The sequence below is a fragment of the Arthrobacter sp. efr-133-TYG-118 genome (genome assembly GCF_030209755.1).
Taxonomy (GTDB): Bacteria; Actinomycetota; Actinomycetes; order Actinomycetales; family Micrococcaceae; genus Arthrobacter.
The window spans coordinates 86,556-105,377 of the sequence record NZ_JARVRH010000010.1; the positions used below are offsets into that span (position 1 = coordinate 86,556).

The 18,822-nt window shown below is 63.6% G+C and carries 16 protein-coding genes; 10 read left to right on the forward strand and 6 right to left on the reverse strand.

Annotated features, from left to right (window positions below; genetic code table 11):
• Positions 1-46 precede the first annotated feature (46 nt).
• Positions 47-973, forward strand: a complete 927-nt coding sequence (pdxS, locus tag QRN59_RS09305) for a pyridoxal 5'-phosphate synthase lyase subunit PdxS (protein WP_284982234.1) — start codon at positions 47-49, stop codon at positions 971-973.
• 330 nt (positions 974-1,303) lie between these two features.
• On the opposite strand, the gene QRN59_RS09310 is transcribed toward pdxS, so the two are convergent.
• Genes QRN59_RS09310 through QRN59_RS09320 form a run of 3 tightly spaced genes read right to left on the reverse strand, consistent with a single transcriptional unit; the run spans position 1,304 to position 5,410 of the window.
• On the reverse strand, positions 1,304-3,316 hold the full coding sequence (locus QRN59_RS09310; protein ID WP_284982235.1) for a M3 family metallopeptidase: 2,013 nt from the start codon (positions 3,314-3,316) through the stop codon (positions 1,304-1,306).
• Positions 3,317-3,365: 49 nt separating this feature from the next.
• Positions 3,366-4,118 (reverse strand): type 1 glutamine amidotransferase, encoded by a 753-nt coding sequence (locus QRN59_RS09315; RefSeq protein WP_284982236.1) that lies wholly within the window; start codon positions 4,116-4,118, stop codon positions 3,366-3,368.
• A complete protein-coding gene (locus QRN59_RS09320) occupies positions 4,115-5,410 on the reverse strand; it encodes a Mur ligase family protein (protein WP_284982237.1) in 1,296 nt (431 codons plus the stop codon). Before QRN59_RS09320 ends, QRN59_RS09315 begins: the two co-directional genes overlap by 4 nt.
• Positions 5,411-5,511: 101 nt before the next feature.
• On the opposite strand from QRN59_RS09320, the gene pdxT reads away from it, so the two are divergent.
• From pdxT to QRN59_RS09365, 9 genes are all read left to right on the forward strand, one after another.
• Entirely contained in the window at positions 5,512-6,213 is a 702-nt protein-coding gene (gene pdxT, locus QRN59_RS09325) for a pyridoxal 5'-phosphate synthase glutaminase subunit PdxT (RefSeq protein WP_284982238.1), read from the forward strand.
• Between the two features lie 3 nt (positions 6,214-6,216).
• Positions 6,217-6,972: a YebC/PmpR family DNA-binding transcriptional regulator gene (locus QRN59_RS09330; protein ID WP_269998696.1), complete on the forward strand. Its 756-nt coding sequence runs from the start codon at positions 6,217-6,219 to the stop codon at positions 6,970-6,972.
• A 44-nt stretch (positions 6,973-7,016) separates the two neighbouring features.
• The gene (ruvC, locus tag QRN59_RS09335) at positions 7,017-7,595 is read left to right on the forward strand and encodes a crossover junction endodeoxyribonuclease RuvC (RefSeq protein WP_078108969.1); all 579 of its coding nucleotides are present in this window, start codon (positions 7,017-7,019) and stop codon (positions 7,593-7,595) included.
• Between the two features lie 89 nt (positions 7,596-7,684).
• Positions 7,685-8,329: a Holliday junction branch migration protein RuvA gene (gene ruvA / locus QRN59_RS09340; RefSeq protein ID WP_284982239.1), complete on the forward strand. Its 645-nt coding sequence runs from the start codon at positions 7,685-7,687 to the stop codon at positions 8,327-8,329.
• Positions 8,322-9,398, forward strand: coding sequence for a Holliday junction branch migration DNA helicase RuvB (ruvB, locus tag QRN59_RS09345; RefSeq protein ID WP_284982240.1), 1,077 nt, complete (start codon positions 8,322-8,324; stop codon positions 9,396-9,398). The genes ruvA and ruvB overlap by 8 nt, the downstream gene beginning before the upstream one ends.
• Positions 9,399-9,588: 190 nt before the next feature.
• Positions 9,589-9,972 carry a preprotein translocase subunit YajC gene (gene yajC, locus QRN59_RS09350; protein WP_284982493.1) on the forward strand — a complete coding sequence of 128 codons (384 nt, stop codon included), beginning with the start codon at positions 9,589-9,591 and terminating at the stop codon, positions 9,970-9,972.
• A gap of 109 nt (positions 9,973-10,081) precedes the next feature.
• Positions 10,082-11,836 carry a protein translocase subunit SecD gene (gene secD, locus QRN59_RS09355; RefSeq protein WP_284982241.1) on the forward strand — a complete coding sequence of 585 codons (1,755 nt, stop codon included), beginning with the start codon at positions 10,082-10,084 and terminating at the stop codon, positions 11,834-11,836.
• The gene (gene secF / locus QRN59_RS09360) at positions 11,836-12,849 is read left to right on the forward strand and encodes a protein translocase subunit SecF (RefSeq protein ID WP_234754246.1); all 1,014 of its coding nucleotides are present in this window, start codon (positions 11,836-11,838) and stop codon (positions 12,847-12,849) included. The genes secD and secF overlap by 1 nt, the downstream gene beginning before the upstream one ends.
• A gap of 148 nt (positions 12,850-12,997) precedes the next feature.
• Positions 12,998-15,391 carry a RelA/SpoT family protein gene (locus tag QRN59_RS09365; RefSeq protein ID WP_284982242.1) on the forward strand — a complete coding sequence of 798 codons (2,394 nt, stop codon included), beginning with the start codon at positions 12,998-13,000 and terminating at the stop codon, positions 15,389-15,391.
• A gap of 11 nt (positions 15,392-15,402) precedes the next feature.
• On the opposite strand, the gene QRN59_RS09370 is transcribed toward QRN59_RS09365, so the two are convergent.
• From QRN59_RS09370 to QRN59_RS09380, 3 genes are all read right to left on the reverse strand, one after another.
• A complete protein-coding gene (locus QRN59_RS09370; RefSeq protein ID WP_284982243.1) occupies positions 15,403-15,978 on the reverse strand; it encodes a type IV toxin-antitoxin system AbiEi family antitoxin in 576 nt (191 codons plus the stop codon).
• 177 nt (positions 15,979-16,155) lie between these two features.
• Positions 16,156-17,766: a DUF349 domain-containing protein gene (locus tag QRN59_RS09375; protein WP_284982244.1), complete on the reverse strand. Its 1,611-nt coding sequence runs from the start codon at positions 17,764-17,766 to the stop codon at positions 16,156-16,158.
• Between the two features lie 65 nt (positions 17,767-17,831).
• The gene (locus QRN59_RS09380; RefSeq protein ID WP_502871045.1) at positions 17,832-18,599 is read right to left on the reverse strand and encodes a peptidylprolyl isomerase; all 768 of its coding nucleotides are present in this window, start codon (positions 18,597-18,599) and stop codon (positions 17,832-17,834) included.
• Positions 18,600-18,822: the final 223 nt, after the last annotated feature.

Here is an 18,822-nt window from a genome sequence, read left to right on the forward strand (position 1 = left end):
CGCCTGCGCCCCGGCCAAGGTCTTCTATCTACCCATAGGGGTTTTTGTGTCTACACCTGATGTAAGCAACGAAGCCGGTTCGTCCGCAGCCAGCGTTACGGGCAGCAACCGCGTCAAGCGCGGTATGGCCGAGATGCTCAAGGGCGGCGTAATCATGGACGTCGTCAACGTCGAGCAGGCCCGCATCGCCGAAGATGCCGGTGCCGTGGCCGTCATGGCGCTCGAGCGCGTTCCCGCCGACATCCGCGCCCAGGGCGGCGTGTCCCGCATGTCGGACCCGGACATGATCGATGCGATCATCGCCGCCGTGTCCATCCCCGTGATGGCCAAGGCCCGCATCGGCCACTTCGTCGAGGCACAGGTCCTGCAGTCCCTGGGCGTGGACTACATCGACGAGTCCGAGGTCCTGACCCCGGCCGACTACACCCACCACATCGACAAGTGGAACTTCACCGTTCCCTTCGTCTGCGGTGCCACCAACCTCGGCGAGGCGCTGCGCCGCATCAACGAAGGCGCGGCCATGATCCGCTCCAAGGGCGAGGCCGGCACCGGCGACGTCTCCAACGCCACCACCCACATGCGCCAGATCCGCGCCGAGATCCTCCGCCTCTCCACCCTGCCGGAGGACGAACTCTACGTCGCGGCCAAGGAACTGCAGGCCCCGTACGAGCTCGTCAAGGAAGTCGCCGCGACCGGCAAGCTTCCCGTGGTGCTGTTCACCGCCGGCGGCATCGCCACCCCGGCCGACGCTGCGATGATGATGCAGCTCGGCGCGGACGGCGTGTTCGTCGGTTCGGGCATCTTCAAGTCCGGCAACCCGGCACAGCGGGCCGCCGCCGTCGTGAAGGCCACCACCTTCTTCGATGACCCCGACGTCATCGCCAAGGTCTCACGCGGCCTGGGCGAAGCCATGGTGGGCATCAACGTCGAGGAAATCCCCGAACCCCACCGCCTCGCCGAGCGCGGCTGGTAATTCTCGCTTTGGGGGAGCGCGCCTGACGGCGCTGATCCTCTGCGCAATCTTCCCCGCTCCCGGTTGGCGGACCGGCAGGCCCCGATCCTCTGCGTGCTATTCCCCGCGATCCGCTGCCGCGGCTTTGCCGCGACCCGGGGCGGGGGCCCTTTTACGCACGCTGCGGGATCCGTGCCCGCCTCCATGTAGTGCGGCTTAGTGCGACGCCGGCCGGTCACCTTTCACGGTGACCGGCCGGCGTCGTGCGTTTACCCGAGTAGCTCGCACTTGTTGTCGTTATGAGGCTCCATAACGACAACAACTGCCAGTCAGTTGGGTCGGCCGGCCAGGCTACTCGAGCCCGCGGCGCTTGAGGAGCGGATCCAGGGAGGCATCGCGTCCGCGGAGTGTGCGGAAGGATTCCAACGGGTCCCGGCTATTGCCCCGGGAAAGCAGTTCCGAGCGGAATCGTTCGCCGTTCCCGCGCAGCAGCCCGCCGTTTTCCGTGAACCAGTCCACCGTTTCCGCGTCCAGCACTTCACTCCAGATGTACGAGTAGTACCCGGCTGCGTAGAAGTCCCCGGCGAAGATGTGCTGGAAGTACCCCGTGCGATACCGGGGCGGTATGAGGGAATGCGCCACGCCGGCCGCAGCTAATGCCTTGGCTTCGAAGTCCTGGGCATCCTGAGGAACGCCGTCTACCTCAAGCACGTGCCAGGCCAGGTCCAAAAGGGCCGCACCGAGGTACTCCGTGGTCGCGAAACCTTCGCCCCAGAGCTTGGACTCGTTGAGGCTTTCAACGATGTCGTGGGGGAGCGGTTCGCCAGTGGCGTGGTGCCTTGCGTAGTTGCCGATTATCTCGGGCCACATGATCCACATCTCGTTGACCTGTGACGGATACTCCACGAAGTCCCGGGGGACAGAAGTTCCGGAAAACCGTGGATACGTGACGTTGGAGAAGAGCCCGTGCAAGGCATGGCCGAACTCGTGGAAAGTGGTCCGGACCTCGTCCAGGGTGAGAAGGGTCGGTTCTCCAGCTGGCGGTTTGGAGATGTTCAGGTTGTTGATTACCACCGGCTTGGTACCAAGCAGCGCTGATTGTTCGACGAGCGAGTTCATCCAGGCACCGCCGCGCTTGGAGTCACGCGCGTAGTAGTCGCCAAGGAAAAGGCCAAGGTCGGAGCCGTCCTCGTTTCGCACCTCCCAGACGCGGACGTCGGGGTGGTACCCCTTAAGGTCTTGCCTCTCGTGGAAAGTAACGCCGAAGAGGCTCGTGGCTGCGAAGAACACGCCGTCCACCAGCACCCGGTCCAATTCGAAATAGGGCCGTAGCAGCTGCTCGTCCACCTCGTACCGCTCCCGCCGGACCTTCGAGGAGTAGTACGCCCAGTCCCACGCTTCCAGCGGGTGCCCTGCGCTCTGCGTCAAGGCAGCCGCTTCAGCGTCGGCGTTGCGGATGGCAGCAGGAGCGAGCCGGTTGAGCATCGCCTGAACGGCTGCGAAATCGGGTGCGGTCTGGCGGTCCATGACTAGTTCGGCGTAATTGCCGAACCCAAGAAGGGTCGCCTTCTCGGCCCTCAAACGCGCCATCGCCTTCGCCAGTTCCAGCACGTCCAGGCTGCCGCCGTCGCTGCCCCGCGCGATGGACGCCTCATAGAGGCGGCGCCGGAGCTCGCGGTTCTGCAATGAAGCCAGAGCGGGCTGGTTGCTCGGCTGTATGAGGGTCAGGACGTACTTCCCCTCGTGTCCGGCAGTGCGTGCTGCCTCGGCGGCACTGGCGATGTCGTCCGCTGGCAGGCCGGCAAGTTCCGTGGCGTCATCGACCACAAGCGCGGCGGCCTTCATGGCTTCCTTGACGCGTTGCCCGTACTCCGTTCCCAAACGGGAGAGCTCCGCATTGAGGCTCTTGAGCTTTTCCTGGTGATCTTGATCAAGCTGGATCCCCGACTGCCGGAATTCCCGGAGATACTCCTGCACCAGCCGCATGGATTCGTCGTCAAGTCCTGACGTGTCTATGGCTGCGAATCGCTCGTACAGTCCGCGGTTGAGGTAGACCGCGTCCTGGTGGCTCGCGAAACGGGGAGACAGCTCGGTTTCGAGTTCGCGGATGGCCTCCGAGGCATCGGCAGAAACCAACGTGAAGAAGGATGCCGCAGCCCGTTCCAGCAGTCGGCCGGAGCGTTCCATCTCAACCGCCGTGTTTTCGAAGGATGCGGGCTCCGGATTGTCCACGATGGAATGGATCTCGGCCAGGTGCTCAGCGAGGCCAGCATCTACTGCTTCGGCGTAGTGGCTGTCCTGGATCATTGCGAAGGGAGGCAATCCGAAGGGAAGGGTACTCGGCTCCAAGAGAGGGTTCGTCATGAAGCAACCCTTTCATGCAGGGCGCCCGCCCACAACGCCTTTGCTTGTGTTAGCGCGGCCGCCGCGCGGCATGTTCGCGCGCGAGGCGGGCAAAGCCGTCGTCGGGCGTTCCGGGGACGAAAGTGCCGTACTTGCGTTCGACGGCGGTCCGGATCAGGAAATCGGCGATGGCAGGATTCTTGGGCAGCAAAGAACCATGCAGGTAGCTGGCAACCACATTCCGGTGCCTGGCGCCTTCATGGTTGTCTTTGCTGTTGTTGCCGGCACCCTTGGATACGGTGCCGAGGGGCTCGACGCCGGGACCCAGGGCAGTCTGTCCGCTGTGGTTTTCGTAGCCCATGATTTCCCCGAACTCCGGCGAGGTGAGGGTGACGTTTCCGATGAGGCGTTCGTCGGTGCCGACGGTCTCGACATCCAGGATGCCGATGCCGGGGATGACAGGGCCGGCCTTGGTCTTGAAGAACTTGCCAAAGAGCTGGTAAAGCCCGCAAATAACCAGCATGGGGGTTCCGTCCTCGGCCATCTCGCGGAGCTGCTCGCCGCGTGCCTGGAGATCCTCCTGGATGACTACCTGTCCGCTGTCCTGGCCGCCGCCGCCCACAATGAGATCTACATCTTCGGGGAAGTCGTCGCCCACGTTGTATTCCAGGAGCTCAGGCGTGTAACCGTGCCAGAGCAAGCGCTGCCGCAGGACGAGCGCGTTGCCCCAGTCGCCGTAGATGTTCATGTCACGGGGATACAGCTGGAGGACCCGGATGGTGCCCTTGCTCGCGTGAACGGCGGCGTCGTCGGCCGGGATCATGAGACCACCTCTACTGTGGTGATTTTGGAGAGTTCGCGCCGGATGGCCAACATCGCGGTGTACGTGCAGAAGACGCGTTTCGGCTTGCCCGCCGACCCCCGGATGAATTCAGCAAGGGCGGCGGGGATATCCGTGTCCACCGAACCGAAGCGGACCTCGTCGTACTGGAGGCGCAGGGCCATGTCGTAGGCACGGACGCCGGTGAGGACTTCGACTCCGTCCTCGCGCAGCGATTCGAATTCCACGTCCCAGAGCCACGACATGTCACGGCCGTCGGCATAGTTGTCGTTGATGGCGATCATGGACGCGTAGCCCTTCGCCGGGAATGACTTCAGGCCAAGCCGGAAACCGCTCGGGTTCTTCACGAGCACCAACTCAAGGGGCTGGCCGTCCACCGTCAGGCTCTCCCCACGGCCGAATGCCGGAGCGACCTCGGAGAGCGCCTTGACCAGCTTGGCAGCGTCGCCGGGCCTTCCGCTTGCACCGGTGATGCTCCTGGCGAGCACCAATGCGGCGGCGGCATTGAAGATGTTGTAGACGCCCCGGAGTTTCATGTGCGTCGACACACGGGTTCCGTCGAACTCGAAGTCGGCGTCATCGGTACCGACGCGGCGGAGTACGACGTCGGCCGCCGGGGAGGCGGGAACGTCACCGCGGGGGCTGGTTCCCGGATCCGCGGTCCGCATGTCGTCGTCGTTCGGGAAGGTGCTCCGGAGCGATTCGTCCAATCCGAAGTAGAGCACCTCGGGGCCGCCAACGGCTCCGGCAATACGGGCGACCCGGGGGTCCTCGCGGTTCAGGACCACGGTGCCGGTGGTGCGCTCGGCGATGCGCTGGAGAAGCATCGCGGTGGCGTCGATTTCGCCGAAACGGTCCAGTTGGTCTCGCAGGACATTGAGGAGGAGGCAGTAGCGCGGCGGCACCTTGTTCACGAAATGCACGGCATGTGCTTCGTCGAGCTCCAATACCGCGACGTCGGCGTCCAGCTTGCCGCGCCAGTCCACCTCACCTAGGAGTGCAGCTGCGACGCCACGGGTGAAGTTGCTGCCCGTCCGGTTGGTGAAGACCTTCAGGCCCTGGCTTTCCAGGAGCTCCACCACCATTTTGGTGGTGGTCGTCTTGCCGTTTGTTCCGCTCACCACTGCCACGCCGTGGGGGAGCGAGGACAGCGTCCTCTGCATGAAGCCGGGGTCGATCTTCTCGACCACTAGGCCAGGTAAAGCCGAACCCCCGCCGCGCAGCCGGGACACAGCACGGACCAGCTTGCCGAGTGGAACGGTGAACGAAAACATGCTCTGTAATATATCCCAGTTGGTGCATAAACCACGTGTCGTATGCCTGCCATGGGTTGCCGGGGGAGAGTCCGGCAGCGGCAGCGCATTATGATGGTCGAATGACCAATCCCCCTTCCGAGGCGTCATCAAGCGTGGGCTCGGGCCTGCGCATCGGCGTCCTCGCACTACAAGGCGATTTTCGTGAGCACATCCACGCCGTCGAAGCGGCCGGTGCCACCGGCGTCGGCATCCGGCGTCCGGCGGAACTCGACGACATAGACGGCCTCATCATCCCCGGCGGTGAGTCGACCACCATCGACAAGCTCGCGCGCATCTTTGAACTCGCCGATCCCATCCGCAAGCAGATCGCGTCAGGCTTGCCGGTCTATGGATCCTGCGCCGGCATGATCCTGCTGGCGGACGACATCGCAGATCCCGCCACGGACCTCGCCGGAAATCCCCAGCAGACTTTCGGTGGATTGGACATCACGGTCCGTCGCAACGCCTTCGGCCGGCAGCGCGAGTCTTTCGAAACCGACCTTGATTTCAAAGGCCTCGAGTTCAGCGCAGGCGAGTCCGGCGTCGACCCCGTCCACGCCGTCTTCATCCGCGGACCGTGGGTGGAACGCGTTGGTCCCGGCGTCGAAATCCTTGCCCAGGTGGAACCGCGAAAAGCCACCCACACGGACACTTTGCACGGGTTGGCTAGAATTGTTGCAGTGCGCTCAGGTCGGTTGCTGGCCACCTCCTTCCACCCGGAAGTGACTGGGGAGAAGCGCGTGCATGAATTGTTTATTCGAATGATCAGAGGGGAAGTTTAAAGCATGTCAGGCCACTCCAAATGGGCGACGACCAAGCACAAGAAGGCCATCCTCGATAGCCGCCGGGCCAAGTCGTTCGCCAAACTGATCAAGAACATCGAAGTCGCGGCCCGCATGGGCGGACCGGACCTTGCCGGCAACCCCAGCCTGGAACTGGCTGTTACGAAAGCCAAGAAGACATCGGTCCCCGCTGACAACATCGACCGCGCCATCAAGCGCGGAGCCGGCCTGACCGGCGAAGTGGTCGACTACACGGAGATCATGTACGAAGCCCGCGGCCCGCAGGGTTCCGCTCTTTTGATCGAGTGCCTCACGGACAACAAGAACCGTGCTGCCTCCGAGGTCCGGCTGGCAATCTCCCGCAACGGCGGCACCATTGCCGACCCCGGCTCCGTGAGCTACCTCTTCACCCGCAAGGGCGTCGTCAACCTGCCCAAGAACGGGCTCAGCGAAGACGACATCCTGATGGCCGTCCTCGACGCCGGCGCCGAGGAAGTCAAGGACAGCGGCGAGAACTGGGAAATCCACTCGGAGCCCACCGACCTCCAGGCCATCCGCGAAGCCCTCAAGGAAGCCGGCATCGAATACGAGACGGACGAAGCTGAATTCGTCCCTTCAATGCAGGTGCCACTGGACCTCGACGGTGCAAAGAAGTTCATGAAGCTCGTCGATGCCCTTGAGGATCTCGACGACGTCCAAAACGTGTACACCAACGCGGACATGAGCGAGGAAGTCCAGGCTGCGCTCGAAGCCGAGTAGCGCCTCTTGCAACACAGCTTCATAACAAACAGGGAGGCCCGGACTTGACTCTTCGCGTATTGGGAGTCGATCCGGGCCTCACCCGTTGCGGCATCGGAGTGGTCGACGTCGAACGGAACCGCCGCGCCACGATGGTTGCGGTCTGCGTCGTGGGAACCTCCCCGGAACAATCATTGGACCAGCGCCTGCTGGTCATCGCCAAGGCCATTGATGAATGGCTGGACCTGTACAAACCCGACGTTCTCGCGGTCGAACGGGTGTTCTCCCAGTTGAACGTCAGTACCGTCATGGGCGTCGCACAGGCGTCCGGCGTGGTCATCGCGGCCGCTGCGCGGCGCGGCATCCCGGTGGCGCTCCACACGCCGTCGGAGGTCAAAGCTGCCGTCACGGGAAGCGGCACCTCCAACAAAGAAGCGGTGACAAAACTCATCACCAAGATCCTTCGTCTCGACGCCCCGCCGCGCCCGGCCGACGCCGCGGACGCTTTAGCCCTCGCAGTCACGCACGCCTGGCGGGCCGGCAGCGGTGCCGCAGTTGCTACCACCGGACCAGGGAGCAGTGCATTGACCCCCGCCCAGCGGGCGTGGGCTGAAGCCGAAGCGAAAGCGCGCCGCGCCCGGTAATTGTCCATGGCCCTTGCTAGGGTATTCGTAGATATGTTCGGATAGCCCGCGGCGCAGCATGCACGGGGCAGTACTTCAGGAGCCGGGTCTTGATCAGTTTTCTCCGCGGAACCGTGGCACACGTCAGTCTCTCCACGGCCGTCATCGATCTCAACGGTGCCGGAATGAGCGTCTACGCCACGCCCCAAACCCTCAGCCACCTGCATGTCGGCGAGGAAGCGAAGCTGTTCACCTCGTTGATCGTCAGGGAGGACTCCCTGACGCTTTTCGGTTTCTCGAACGACGACGAACGGGAAGTTTTCGATGTCCTGCTCAGTGTGAGCGGGGTGGGGCCGCGGCTGGCCCTCGCAGTCCTGGCCGTCCATGAGCCCGAAGCGATCCGGGTAGCCGCCCATTCCGGTGACGCCAAGTCATTCACCAAGGTCCCCGGCATTGGGCCGAAGGTCGCCGGCAGGATCGTCCTGGAGCTTGCGGGCAAACTCGTGCCTCACGGCACCGCCCCGGGGCCCGCCCCCGCTGTCGCGGCCGAGTCCGTCTGGAAGCCGCAGGTGGTCGCTGCAATGACGAGCCTCGGATGGTCGGAGAAGGACGCCGCCGGCAGCATCGACAAGGCAATGGCCGATTCCCCGGAACTTGCCGACGCCGGCAATGTCGCCCAGATCCTGCGTGCAACCCTTCGCTGGCTTGGGCAGGACGGCGCCCGCGCAGGAAACCGGGTAGGCAGCCGTGGCTGAGCAGTCCCTCGTTACCGGGGGAGAGGAACCCGAAGAGCGCATCATCGAGGCCGCACTGCGCCCGAAGAACCTGCACGACTTCGTAGGCCAGCACCGCGTCCGAAAGCAACTCTCGCTCGTGCTGGAAGCCTCGAGAATGCGTGGCCGCAGCGCGGACCACGTCCTGCTTTCAGGCCCCCCGGGGCTCGGCAAGACCACGCTCTCCATGATCATCGCCGCCGAGATGAACGCTCCCTTGCGCATCAGCAGCGGGCCGGCCATCCAGCATGCGGGCGATCTCGCTGCCATCCTCTCCTCGCTCTCCGAGGGCGAAGTGCTCTTCCTCGACGAAATCCACCGGATGTCCCGGCCTGCAGAGGAAATGCTGTACATGGCCATGGAAGATTTCCGGGTGGACATCGTGGTGGGCAAGGGTGCGGGCGCCACTGCTATTCCGCTTGAGCTGCCGCCGTTCACCCTCGTGGGCGCCACCACACGGGCTGGCCTGCTGCCTGGTCCGCTTCGTGACCGTTTTGGTTTTACCGGGCACTTGGAGTTCTATTCCGTGGCGGAGCTTGAATTGGTTCTGCGTCGCTCGGCCGGATTGCTTGATCTTAAGGTCAACTCGGCCGGGTTCAGCGAGATCGCGGGCCGTTCCCGTGGAACTCCGCGTATTGCCAACCGGCTGCTGCGCCGCGTCCGGGACTGGGCTTTGGTCCACGGCATCGAGCAGATCGATGCCCGTGCCGCGTCCGCGGCTTTGGACATGTATGAGGTGGACCAGCGTGGCTTGGACCGCCTCGACCGTGCCGTACTGGAGGCCTTGATCCTCAAGTTCAACGGGGGTCCCGTAGGGCTCTCCACCCTCGCGATCGCCGTCGGGGAGGAGCCGGAGACCGTCGAAACGGTCGCCGAGCCGTACCTGGTGCGCGAAGGCCTTTTGGGGCGGACGCCGCGCGGCAGGATTGCCATGGCGTCCGCATGGACCCACCTTGGATATGCGGTGCCGGCAGGAGTGTTCGGGCAGGACCCGCTGGCGTTGTTCGAGGACAGCCAAAACGGGGCCGAAATCATCGATACCGGCCGTTAGCACGATCCATTCAGCTTAACCCTCTAGACTGGTATGACACTCGGCACGTTCGAGTCCTTGGTTCTGTGCCCGCCCGTCGGAGCATTGTGCGGCCAAGTGGGCGAAAGCTCCACGGCCGCCGGATCCACCGGGCAGACATGGCCGTGAAACCAAAAACGTAAGTAAAGAACGGAACTTCCCTGTGGATCCAATGACAATCCTGCTGTTCGCCATGCTCGGCGTCTTCATCTTCATGATGTTCCGCCGCAACAAGAAGACGCAGCAACAGCAGGCCAAGCTGCAGTCCCAGTTCGCTCCCGGCGTTGACGTCATGACCAGTTTCGGACTGTTCGGCCGAATCGTCTCGATGGACGACGCGGAGAACAAGGTTGTCCTTGAACTGTCTCCGGGCAACCTCGCCACGGTGCACCGCCAGGCCGTTACCAAGATTGTTGAGCCCGTCGAGGAGGCCTCGGTTGACGTTCCGGACGACGCGTCGTCGCTGACGGCCGCAGATGCCGATGCATCGGCATCCATGGAGACCCCCGAGGAAACCCTCAGGCGCCTCAACGATGAAGGCAAGAAGGACAACTAGCCCGTACCCGCTCTACAAGCGGGAATAGTTCTACGGCAATGAATCGCCGCCGGCCTGCGCTCACCAGTGCACGTCGGCGGCTGTTCCGTCATCAACAGGAAGATCGAACATGGCACGAACCGGCCACAAAAATGCAGCCCGCAGGGTGCTGATCTGGCTTGTCGCAATATTCGCTGTACTGACAGCAGTCCTCGGTGGCGGCGTCATCACTGGTCACGCCAGCTGGGCCCCAAAGCTCGCGCTTGACCTCGAGGGCGGCACGCAAATGATTCTCGCGCCCAAGGTCGAAGGATCCACCGGCATCAACGAAGAACAGTTGAACCAGGCCGTCGCGATTATCCGCCAACGCGTTGACAGCTCCGGTGTCGCCGAAGCGGAAATCACCACGCAGTCCGGCCGTAACGTCGTGGTAAGCCTTCCCGGGACGCCAAGTTCGGAAACCCGTGCACTGATCCAGGCATCTGCCGACATGAACTTCCGCCCGGTGATCACCACGGGAGACCCTGCGGCCGTTCCGGTCGCATCGCGGACGCCTGACGCAAGCCTGCCCAAGCCCACGGCCGTGCCGACCAACGCCAGCGACAGCAACTGGGTCACAGCGGACGTCTACAAGGCGTTCGAAGCCCTGGACTGCGTCAATCCGGCCCAGGACAAGCAGCCGCGCTCAGATCCCGCCAAGCCGCTGGTGACCTGCGAACCTGCAACGGCCAAAACTCCTGCCGTTAAGTACATCCTTGGCCCGGTCGAGGTGAAAGGCCAGGACATCGTTTCGTCCTCCTTCGATCCCGTCCAGGGCGCACAAGGCTCGGTCACCAATGCGTGGGGCGTGACGATCACGTTCGATGCCAACGCCACCAAGACCTTCAAGGACGTTACCCAGAGGCTCAACCAGTTCTACGTGGCATCGCAGGCGCAGGGAGGTAACGACCCCAAGGCCCAGTTCGCCATCGTCCTGGATGACCAGGTCATTTCCGCGCCGCGTGCCCTCGCCGTCATCACCGATGGCAAGCCGCAGATCACCGGCAACTTCACGCAGGCGTCCGCGCAGGCCTTGTCGGACCAGCTCCGTTACGGCGCATTGCCCATCAGCTTCGATATCCAGTCCGAGGAACAGATTTCCGCCACCCTCGGTGGCGAGCAACTGCGTCTCGGCCTGCTGGCCGGTGTGATCGGGCTCCTGCTCGTGGTGGTCTATTCGCTCTTCCAGTACCGGGCCTTGGGCTTCGTCACGATCCTCTCGCTCGTGGTGGCCGGCGGACTGACGTACCTCGCCATCGCGATCCTTGGCTGGACTGAGAACTACCGGCTGTCCCTTGCCGGTGTGGCTGGTCTCATCGTGGCCATTGGCCAAACAGCCGACTCCTTCATCGTGTACTTCGAGCGCATCCGCGACGAACTTCGTGAGGGCAAGGGCCTCGTGTCCGCCGTCGCGAATGGTTGGAAGCGCGCCAAGCGCACGGTCCTTGCATCCAAGGCCGTCAACCTCCTCGCTGCCTTGGTGTTGTACTTCGTCGCTGTTGGCAACGTCCGCGGCTTCGCCTTCACCCTTGGGCTCACTGCACTGGCGGACCTCCTGGTCGTGTTCATGTTCACGCACCCCACGCTCCAGGTGCTGGCGCGGACCAAGTTCTTCGGGGAAGGGCACCGCTTCTCCGGCCTCGACCCTGAGCGCCTCGGCGCCGTGCCGCTGTACCGCGGTGCCGGCAGGCTCCGCACGCCGACGGAGAAGCCCGCCGTCGTGCGCGCCCGCAACACCGGTGCTGCCGCGGAGGCCGAGCGCCGCATGACCATCGCCGAACGTCGGCTTGCCGAGAAGCAAGCCCAGCTGGCTGGTTCTTCCAACGGCACCAAGGAGGAGAAGTAATGACCACGAGCTTCGCAAAGTTCGGCAACGAGCTCTACACGGGCAAGCGCTCTTACAACTTCGTATCCAGCAAGAAGATCTGGTTCATCATCGCTGCAGTGGCAGTGGCGATCTCCATCCTCCTGCCGGTGGTCAAGGGCGGCTACAACCTCGGAATCGACTTCCGGGGCGGTTCCGAGTTCACGGTGTCCAACGTGAAGACCACCGAGTCGGCCCCGGGCGAAAAGGCAGTCCACGACGTCGTTCCCGGTGCCGTTCCGCGCGTCGCCAACGTCGCTGGCAGCACCATGCGTATCCAGACCGACAAACTCAGCGATGACCAGACCATCAAGATCAAAACGGATCTCGCAAAGGCCTACGGCGTCACCGAAAACCAAGTCACCTCGACCTTCATCGGCCCCACCTGGGGGCAGGATGTCACCAAGCAGGCCCTGATCGGGCTCGCGGTGTTCGTGGGGCTTGCCGCTCTTTTGATGGCTTTGTACTTCCGTACTTGGAAGATGTCGGTTTCTGCGCTTGCCGGCATGCTCGTCACGATGTTCTGCACGGCCGGTATCTACTCCTTGAGCGACTTCGAGGTGACGCCCTCGGCCATCATCGGCTTCCTGACGGTTCTCAGTTACTCCCTGTACGACACCGTGGTGGTTTTCGACAAGATCCGTGAAAACACCTCGGACATCACCACTTCCAGCCGGCGCACTTTCGCCGAGGAGGTCAACCTTGCCGTCAACCAAACCCTGGTGCGTTCCATCAACACCATGATGGTGGCAGTATTGCCCGTCGCCGCGATTCTCTTCATCGGTGCAGGGCTGTTGGGCGCCGGCACGCTCCGGGACCTGTCACTGGCGTTGTTCGTCGGCATCCTGATCGGTACCGCGGCCACGATCTTCATCGCGGCTCCGCTTTACGCCTGGCTCCGCCAGAGCGAACCCGAGTTGCAGAAGCAGGCCAAGAAGGTAGCTACCCGACGCGCGGCAGCCGCCAGCGCGAACTCGGAAGCCGCCGCCGTTTAGCTTGGTTTCCCATTGAAGGGCCGGTCACCGCTGAAGAGCGCTGGCCGGCCCTTTCTGTTCCTGGCTCCGTCATCTGGGTACCGGTTCTTGGACAGGTCACCGGCGGGAATAGACTGGGAGAATTAAGTCAGTCGTGAGAGGTGCTTTTGTGGAGGAACGTACGACGTCGGCGCTGCCGGCGGGCGGAGAGGACGGCCTGAGCCGCGTGCCCGGCACCGCAACTGCAGCTACGGGAAGCACCGTTGATGGTGTTCCCGTGGACAGCCCGGGCGTGCGCCCGACGTTCCCCGGACGGCGCGAACGGACGCGCTCCAGGCTGGCGAAATTGACTGGACGGGGCACGGGCACCTATTCGCCCATCCTCGAACCGCTCCTGCGGACAGTCAGGGCAAACAACCCCAAGGAAGACCTCGATCTCATCCAGCGGGCCTTTACCGTAGCCGAGCGCAGCCATCAGGGGCAGAAGCGGAAGAGCGGCGATCCGTACATCACGCACCCCGTGGCTGTGGCCACGATCCTGGCTGAATTGGGGCTCACCGGCACAACCCTGGCTGCTGCGCTCCTGCACGACACTGTGGAGGACACTCCCTACACCCTCTCTGACCTGACGCGCGATTTCGGCCCGGAAGTCGCTATGCTCGTGGACGGCGTCACCAAGCTGGACAAGGTCCAATTCGGTGAGGCAGCACAGTCCGAGACTGTCCGCAAGATGGTCGTCGCCATGGCCAAGGACATCCGGGTGCTGATGATCAAGCTCGCGGACCGGCTGCACAATGCCCGTACGTGGCGCTTTGTTTCCGCTGAATCATCCGCACGCAAAGCGCGTGAAACGCTTGAGATCTTTGCGCCGCTGGCCCACCGCCTCGGCATGAACACTATCAAATGGGAACTTGAGGATCTCTCCTTCGCCGCCCTGTACCCCAAGGTGTATGAAGAAATCGTCCGGATGGTGGGGGACCGCACTCCGGAGCGCGAGAAGAGCCTCAGTGTCATCCGCAACCAGATTGCCGAAGACCTTCGCGTCGCCCGCATCAAGGCCACCATCACGGGCCGGCCGAAGCATTACTACTCGATTTACCAGAAGATGATCGTCCGGGACAAGGACTTCGACGACATCAACGACCTCATGGGCGTGCGAGTCCTCGTAGACTCCGTCCGGGACTGTTACGCGGCTCTTGGCACCTTGCATTCGCGCTGGAACCCCCTGCCAGGACGGTTCAAGGACTACATCGCCATGCCGAAGTTCAACATGTACCAGTCCTTGCACACCACCGTCATCGGGCCCGGGGGCAAGCCCGTCGAGATCCAGATCCGTACCCACGAAATGCACCGCCGGGCCGAGTATGGCGTGGCGGCGCACTGGAAGTACAAAGACCAGCCCAACCGGACCGCCGTTGGCCCGGGGAGTCCCAAGGACGGCGACATGGGTTGGCTTCGTTCGCTGGTCGACTGGCAGCAGGAAACGTCGGATCCGGGCGAATTCCTGGACTCGCTGCGTTTTGAGATCAACGCCCGAGAGGTGTTCGTCTTCACCCCCAAGGGCGAGGTCATGGCCCTTCCCGCAGGATCGACACCGGTGGACTTCGCCTACGCGGTCCACACCGAGGTGGGTCACCGGACCATCGGGGCTCGCGTCAACGGCAAACTGGTCCCGCTTAACAGCGAACTCAATCACGGCGACTGGGTGGAGATCTTCACCTCCAAGGCCGAGGGCGCAGGACCTAGCCAGGACTGGCAGCATTTCGTCAAGAGCGCCAGGGCCCGCAACAAGATCCGGCAGTGGTTCAGTAAGGAACGCCGCGAAGAGGCCATCGAACGTGGCAAGGACCAGCTGACCCGGGCCATGCGTAAGCAGAACCTGCCCCTGCAACGGCTTATGACACACGACGCCCTGTCCACGGTGGCGGAGGAATTCCATTACGTCGACATTTCCGGCCTGTATGCCGGCGTGGGCGATGGGCATACTTCGGCTCAATCCGTCATGGAAAAGCTCATGGAGCACCTTGGCGGCCATGAGACTCCCGATGAGGACCTGGACGAAGTCAGTATTCCCTCACAACTTCAAAAGACCCGGTACTCGGACTCCGGCGTCATTGTGCGTGGAGTAGGGGACGTGTGGGTGAAGCTGGCCCGCTGCTGCACGCCTGTACCGCCTGATCCTATCCTCGGGTTCGTGACACGCGGTTCGGGTGTGTCGGTACACCGCACGGACTGTACGAACGTCTCGGATCTCCGTGACCAGCCCGATCGCATCGTCGAGGTTGAATGGGCTCCGACCCAATCCAGCGTCTTCCTGGTTGAGATCCAGGTGGAAGCACTGGACCGGAAGTCGTTGCTCTCGGACGTCACCCGCGTGCTGTCGGAAAACCACGTCAACATCCTGGCTGCTTCCGTGCACACATCCAGCGACCGGGTGGCCATCTCCCGCTTCGCTTTCGAAATGGGCGATCCGAAGTACCTGCACCACGTGCTCAGTGCCGTTCGCAGGATCGACGGCGTTTTCGATGTCTACCGGACCACGGGGAACCGCAGGAGAAGCTGAGCTGCAGCAACTCAGGCGGCCGCCTCAGGTGGGAATACCTGGGCCTGCGGCGAGTCAGCGGTCGAAGCCAGCGCGGCGAGCTTGCGCAATGCAGCCTTCTTGTGGGGCACCCTCGCGGACGCCTCCACGGCGAGCGTCAAGAGCCGCAGCCGGACACCCAACTCATCGTTGGAAAGCAGCATTCGCAGCGCGGGAACGGCTCTGTCAGCTTCGACGTGAAGCGCCACGTCCACGGCTGTCCGGAGTGGACTGGTCACGAGCAGCCCGCCGATGCTGACCACATCCAGTTGGCCCAACCGGACTTCGTGCAGAATGCAGCCTCGGGCCGAGCGCAGGCTCGATATACGGTGTTTGGCGTCCACCAGGAGTGAAAGCCTCTCAGGGGCATCTGCGCAACCGTAGATCCAGGCGGCCGTCATGCGGCCCGCAATGACCTTCCTCCGAATGCGATCCGGAACCACCTGGGCGGCCGCGCGGGCGCGGAGCCGAGGCGTGACGTCCAGCCCGGGAGGGGTGAAGCTCCTCTCATAAAGCGGCGTGAGCACCCCGTCCGCGGCCATCGATTGCAGCTCGGCCCAAGTGAACATGGGGCTAGGCGCGTACAGCTCCTGGGAAGGGAAGTCCTGTTGTTGCGGGGGCGGGAATCCTGGGGCCATTCAGCAATCATCGCGTGGCCGTCGCAACGGGAACAGGCCCCGTCCCGGTTATGTGGATAACCGGGACGGAGCCTGTCAGCTCAGGTAGTACTGTCAGCCCATCCAGCGCTAGGCGAGATCACTCGCCGAGCGCTGGATCTGGTCAAGCCACGCCTCGCGGGCTTCCAGGGCCTCGCGGGCATTCTTGATGCGGCGCTGGTCTCCGGCCTTTTCGGCCTTTTCCAGGTCTTCCCTCAGGCCGGCGATGGCCGCTTCCAGCTGCGACAGGGCGCTGTTGGTGCGGGCCTTGGTCTCCGGGTTGCTCCGGCGCCACTTGTCCTCTTCGGCTTCGCGGACGGCGTCCTCAACCTTGCGCAGGCCGGCTTCGATCCTGCCCATGTCGGCGCGGGGGACCTTTCCGGCCTCTTCCCAGCGGTCACGGATCGACTGCAGGGCCTTCTTGGCAGCATTGAGGTCCGTGATCGGCAACAGGGCCTGGGCCTCGACAATGAGCTCTTCCTTGACGGAAAGGTTCGCTGTGTACTGCTGGTCGATCTCATCGTTCGCAGCCTGGCGGTTGCTGAAGAAGACGTCCTGCGCGGCACGGAACCGGAGCCAGAGGGCGTCGTCGTCCTTGCGGCTGGCGCGGGGCGTAGCCTTCCACTGATCCATGAGCCGGCGGTATTCTCCCGCCGCGAAACCCCAGTCCGTGGAACTGGAGAGGGCTTCGGCCTCGACGATCAGCTGTTCCTTGGCGACCTTCGCGGCCGAGTTGGTGCTGTCCAACTGGGAGAAGTAGGCACGGCGGTGGCGGTCGAAGACCGTACGGGCCGAGCGGAACCGCTTCCACAGTGCGTCCTCGTTGCTTCGTCCAAGCCGGATGCCGTTCTTCTGGGCTGTCTTCCAGCTCTCGAAGAGTTCGTTCATGCGGGCGCTCGACGTCTTCCACTGGACCTGGGACGGATCCTGGGAAGCGATGGATTCGGCTTCGGCAACGATCGCCTCGCGTGCCGCGAGCTCCGCGGAGCGGGCGGCGTCGTGCGCGGCCTTCTCGGACTTCTCCAATTCGGAAATCTGACCGGCCAAGGCGTCGAGACGGGCTTCCGCAGTGCGGATATCGCCCACCATGTTGCGCTCGGCCAGCTGCTCGCGCAAGTGCTCGACCGTCTTCTGCATGTCCGTGGCCGGGGCCTTGGACTCCACGCGGTGTTCCATCAAAACGATCTGCGCGACCACGTCGTCGTACTTCCGGGCGAAGTATGCCAGCGCTTCGTCAGTGCTCACGCCCGGGTACTGTCCCACCGGCTGCTCTTCGCCGTCGATGGTCAGGAAGACGTGGCCGTCACCCTCCGCTCGACCCCACTTGGCAGCTTCGGCCAAGGACACGGCCGTAGGCTGAGCCGCCGGCGCGGCCGGAATTACGCTGGCCGCGGCCTTCGGGCGGGCTGCAAATGCCGCGGGAGAAGGTGCATGCGAGGAGGCCGGACGTGGCGCCGGAGAAGCAGGCTTGGGTGCGGGCTCTGGCGCGTCGGCTACCGGGGCAGCGGGCTCTTCCGGGGCAGGTGCGGGCTCTGGCGCGTCGGCTACCGGGGCAGCGGGCTCTTCCGGGGCAGCGGCGGGCTCTGGCGCGTCGGCTACCGGGGCAGCTGCCTCGACGCCGGTTTGCTCAGTTACGGATGCCTGGATTTCTTCGTCGTTGGCCACTACTGCAGTTTCGTCGGATTTCTGACTGTCTGTCACCGCTAAAAGTCTTTCGCTTGGAGGGATTACTAAGGTAATGCGCCGTGGACCGTGGCCCGGGCTAGTTACTTCAGAGAAAACGAGTCTATCGTGACAGCTGCCACAGGGGCGCCGTCGGTGGCGCTGCTACCCGGATTAATACCTGCTTGGGCAATCTTCGTCACGACATCCATGCCACTCGTCACCTTGCCGACGATCGTGTATCCGCCGGCAGAATCCGGGGGGATGACCGTGTCCTTGTACACGATGAAGAATTGGTGTCCGTTGCCGTAGGCATTGTTGCCGGTCCTGGCGACGGCGATGGTTCCGGCCGGGTACGTGTTGTTGGCGGGGGTGTTCTCCAGCGGTCCCCAATGGAAGTTGGGGTCATCGGTGGTGTCCGTCCCCTTGGCTCCGCACTGCAGCACCGAGAAGTTGTCGGCAGTGGTCAGTCGAGGGCATTTGAGCCCGCTGTAATAACTCGCGTCAGTCAGGGATTTGAACACCGCTGCGGCCTGGGGAGCTGTTGTGCCATCCAGTTCGACGCCGACTGCCCCTCCGTTGAGGCTGAGCTGGCCGGTGAACGTCTTACCCGCGGCTGTGTCGGCTTTGGGAATGCCGGTGCTATTCGAGCCTGTCGCCGCGGCGGAAGCGGATGGGTTCGCAGAGGCCGACGGCGAACTCAGCCCGGCCTGCGCCGCTGCGAACTCCGATTCGCTCGGGTTCGAGTTGAACACCGTGAGTTGGAGCACGACGGCGGCAACCAGGGCGGCGGCGCCCACACCGACGGCGATCACATTGTCCCGGCGGCGGCGCTTGCCCTGTGCACGCCGAAGCTCGCGCTTGGCTTCCATCTGCCTGATGCGCCGTTTGGCTTCACGGTTGTCCCGCGGCCTTGTAGACAAGGGTCCTCCTGGTTGTCTGGACAAGCTTCCATCGCAGGCAAGCCAAACCCGGATGCCCGCATTAGATGTGCAGGCGCCGAAAGCATAAACTGGCTGCCGCACATAGTTTATGCATGACTGGCTGGACACCCGCCTAACCTGAGCCGAATCGGCCCGTGGTTCGGGGCCCCGG